This window comes from Curtobacterium sp. BRD11, assembly GCF_031844345.1.
GTDB lineage: Bacteria > Actinomycetota > Actinomycetes > Actinomycetales > Microbacteriaceae > Curtobacterium.
In genome coordinates this window covers 1-2,210 of sequence record NZ_JAUZUZ010000013.1, presented here as the reverse complement: position 1 = coordinate 2,210, position 2,210 = coordinate 1, and the positions used below count along the sequence as shown (strand labels likewise).

Below are 2,210 nucleotides of genomic sequence, written 5' to 3'. Positions count from 1 at the left end.
ACTGGACGCGGGTGGTGCGTGCCAGTGCGGTGCGGGTGCCGCCGGTGAGGTGGACCAGGACCGGGATCTGTCGGCCGAGGGTCTGGTCGAGGGTGGTCAGGGCGTGGTCGACGGCGTCGAGGACGGTGACCGCGTCGCCGCCGCGGCGGACGTGGACCCGGATGCGTGCGGCGCGGGTCTTCTTGACCAGGTACGTGTCGACCTTCGCGGCGACGATGTCGTGGACGCCGGTGAGTTCGTGGTCGATGACGTCTCGCACGAGGGCGACGTTCACGGTGACCTGGTCCTCGCCGGAGCGTTCCCGGACCGCGACGCTGGTGCCGCCGCCACCGCGAGTGAACACCACGATCACGGCGAGGACGATGACCACCGCGCAGACCGCGGCGATGATCCACAGTGCCTGGTCGGGCACGGTGACCTGCTGCGGCAGCGTCAGGTACGGCTGGAGGGCGTCGCGGACGGGTTGCAGGACCCCGGCGCCGATGGTGACACCGACGATGATGGCGACCAGGCCGATCAGGAGCAGCAGGACCCGGTTGACGCCGCGGTTGGTGGTGGTCATGCCAGGGTTCCCTTCTGTTCCACGGTGACCTGCACCGACGAGCCGTGCTTGCCGCCGAGGCGACCGAGCCGGTCCCCGACGGCGTGCTCGACGGCGCTGGCATCGACGGGGATGCCGGACAGGGGCACCACGTGCACCTGGGTGCGGTGCCCACGAGCGGACGCGGTCGTGTTGGCTTCCGGGACGCCTGCTGCGTGGGCGGCAGCGTTCGCGGCGGTGGAGGCCAGGATGCGGGTGTCGATCACGACCGCACCACGGTCACGGTCGATCCCGGACCGGGGCTGCCGGCCGGGCTTGAGGGCCAGCACGACCAGGACGATGCCGAGGATCACCAGGGCGGCGGCGATGACCTCGATGATGGTGGTGAACGCGGCGTCGGGCGTGAGGGCGGTGTCGACCACGGTCTGCGGGTCCGCCAGCAGCGGCTGCTGCCCGATGGCCTTCAGGACCGCTTCGGTGCCGATCCACGCCGCGACCAGTGCGACGACGACCAGGGTGATCGCGACCGCGGTGGACCGGGACCGGTGGATGCTGCGACGACGCAGCCGCTTCTCGAGCTGTTCGGTGCTCATGTGCTCTGTCTCCTACCGGACCCGGCCCTCGTGCGCACGCACGATCCCGGTCAGTTCGATGTGGGTCCGACCCACGTGACGTCCCGCCAACTCGCCCACCCTGCGACCCACCGCGTCAGCGGCGGCAGCGGCCGCGGCGACGATGTCGGCTTGTTCGCGCACGGGACCCGTGACGTCGAGGACGATGGACCCCCGGTCGTCGTCGAGTCCCACGCGCAGACGCTTCGCGGGCACGCCGAGCTGTTCGGCTGCGGCTGCCCGCGCCAGCGCCGTGAGCGCTCGTGCGGTGATCTCGACGCGGCCCGGGACGGCAGTCGCGTCGACTCCTACCGGGCCGGCGCTCACCGGGAGCTCCGGCGTCCGGTCAGCACGTCGGTCAGGGCACCGCGGTCGATCTTCCCGGTCGTGATCGCGGCCACGAGGGCACCGACCAGACCGAACACGATCACCAGGACGAAGCCCCAGAACCCGAACTGCAGTGCCACGACGGCGAGGATGGCGCCGATCAGCGCGCCGACGAGTGTGTTACTCAACGCGGGACTCCTTCTTGTCGTCGTTGTCGTCGTCATCACCCGGGATGAAGACGTCCTGGACGGTCACGTTCACCTCGGCGACCTCCATGCCCACGATCTGCTCCAGCGCACGGGCGACCGACGAACGGACACCGTCAGCGACCTGCTGCAGCGACACCGGGTACTCCGCGACGATCACGACGTCCGCGGCGACCTGCTTCTCGCCGACCTCGACCTTGACGCCCTGACCGTGGTCACGCTGACCGATCGCGTCACGGATCGCGCCGATCGCACGGGCAGCGCCGCCGCCCAGCGAGTGCACCCCGTTGACCTCACGAGCGGCGATGCCGGCGACCTTCGACACGACGGTGTCGTCGATCGTGGTCTTGCCCGCAGTACCCGAACCGTTCTGGCCGGCCGAGCGCGACGCCGCCGAAGCGGTCGCCGGAGTGGTCGAGGTGGTGGTGGTGTCAGCCATTGGTGTCTCCCTTCGAGGACCCGCCGGGACTCGTTCCCAGCGGTTGCTGTTCACGGATGAGACGGGCTGACACCGAGATTCGTCAC

Annotated in this window: 5 protein-coding genes; all 5 read right to left on the bottom strand. The window is 70.3% G+C overall.

Features of this window, described 5'->3' with window-relative positions:
* Positions 1–562 (bottom strand): hypothetical protein (locus Q9R28_RS16795; RefSeq protein ID WP_066653414.1); only part of this gene is annotated, 562 nt, incomplete at its 3' end.
* Positions 559–1,134 carry a DUF6286 domain-containing protein gene (locus Q9R28_RS16790; RefSeq protein ID WP_066653411.1) on the bottom strand — a complete coding sequence of 192 codons (576 nt, stop codon included), beginning with the start codon at positions 1,132–1,134 and terminating at the stop codon, positions 559–561. The genes Q9R28_RS16790 and Q9R28_RS16795, both read right to left, overlap by 4 nt.
* Before the next feature lie 12 nt (positions 1,135–1,146).
* Entirely contained in the window at positions 1,147–1,479 is a 333-nt protein-coding gene (locus tag Q9R28_RS16785) for a hypothetical protein (protein ID WP_066653408.1), read from the bottom strand.
* Positions 1,476–1,667, bottom strand: a complete 192-nt coding sequence (locus tag Q9R28_RS16780) for a DUF2273 domain-containing protein (protein ID WP_066656066.1) — start codon at positions 1,665–1,667, stop codon at positions 1,476–1,478. The genes Q9R28_RS16785 and Q9R28_RS16780 overlap by 4 nt, the downstream gene beginning before the upstream one ends.
* Positions 1,660–2,124: an Asp23/Gls24 family envelope stress response protein gene (locus Q9R28_RS16775; protein WP_209685804.1), complete on the bottom strand. Its 465-nt coding sequence runs from the start codon at positions 2,122–2,124 to the stop codon at positions 1,660–1,662. Before Q9R28_RS16775 ends, Q9R28_RS16780 begins: the two co-directional genes overlap by 8 nt.
* Between the last annotated feature and the right edge of the window lie 86 nt (positions 2,125–2,210).

Excerpts from the sequence above, each read along its gene's own strand:
- Q9R28_RS16775 (WP_209685804.1), bottom strand. The coding sequence starts at position 2,124 with ATGGCTGACACCACCACCACCTCGACCACTCCGGCGACCGCTTCGGCG.
- Q9R28_RS16790 (WP_066653411.1), bottom strand. The coding sequence starts at position 1,134 with ATGAGCACCGAACAGCTCGAGAAGCGGCTGCGTCGTCGCAGCATCCAC.